1 protein-coding gene and 1 pseudogene are annotated in these 1,030 nt (G+C 49.3%); both read left to right on the top strand.

The features are described from left to right. Window positions 1–337: proprotein convertase P-domain-containing protein (locus R7040_RS24880; RefSeq protein ID WP_318097337.1), on the top strand; the 337-nt coding region annotated here is incomplete at its 5' end. 5 nt (window positions 338–342) lie between these two features. Continuing rightward, window positions 343–1,030, top strand: a pseudogene (locus tag R7040_RS24875) (DUF1566 domain-containing protein); the annotation flags it as partial.

Below are 1,030 nucleotides of genomic sequence, written 5' to 3'. Positions count from 1 at the left end.
TGTAGTGCTGTTTAACCATCAGCCGAGTCAATCGGGTGGGTTTACGGGTTATTTCACGGTTCAACACGATTCAGAGCTGCAAGCATTGGTTGGAGAGCCTAGTTGGGGAACGTGGCGACTAGAAGTCTCCGATCGGGTGGTCGGCAACTCGGGCGCACTAAAAGCGTGGGGTGTGAGTCACTTTAACCAGTATCAGTGCGGTGCTGATACCACTTCGAAAAGCAACGGCAATGGCTCGGGTGGGAGTGGCTCACCTTGGGCGCTCTTTGGCTTGCTTGTGCTTTCAATGTTGAGAGTGGTTCGCTCTCGTAATAACGATTCATCAAAAAGAAGATAAGACCTATGAAGTTTCAATATTCTCTCATTGCAGTCTCACTGGCCCTTGTTGGTTGTGGAGGCGGTTCTGGCGGTGGTGACGCAACGGCGCCAAGTTACAACGTAGCGGGAACCATTTCTGCGAAAGGTACGTTGTTAGATACACCAGTGTGCATCGATCTCAACCAGAACTTTGTGTGTGATGTGACTGAGCCGAGCACAAAAAGTAATAACGCAGGTGAGTTCTCGATTACCTCGACAAACAAGAACATTTTAACCAGTCCAATTTTGGCTCAGGTTGACCAAGGCGATGAGCTCACACTGAACATGATGACGCCGGGACGTGGTTTGAGTAAAGGTAACGACATTAATGGCGTTACCACATTAATCGCGGCGCTGGTTATTGATGGTAAAACCGTCAGCCAAGCAGAAGAAGTTCTAAAAGATTGGCTTGCACATGCTAACGTGAAACTGTCTGGCTCCGTAATGTCGGATCCCAATGCGTCTGAGTTGGAATACATCGAGCAAAACACGGTCGGGTTGCTAAGCAAAATGAAGCCAGAACACATCACACTTGGCATGGCGACGATGGCGCAAACACTCAGCTATAACGACAAATCTCTCGCGGCGTACTTGTTGAGTGATGCGGAGCTCACTGAGTTAGCGGCCAAGCTGTCTTCTTTATCTGCGCTTGGTTCGGTAGGTAACGATACGG

This window comes from Vibrio sp. 1069, assembly GCF_033340555.1.
Note: the sequence above shows the minus strand (reverse complement) of the source record. Positions and strands in the feature narration are given on the sequence as shown.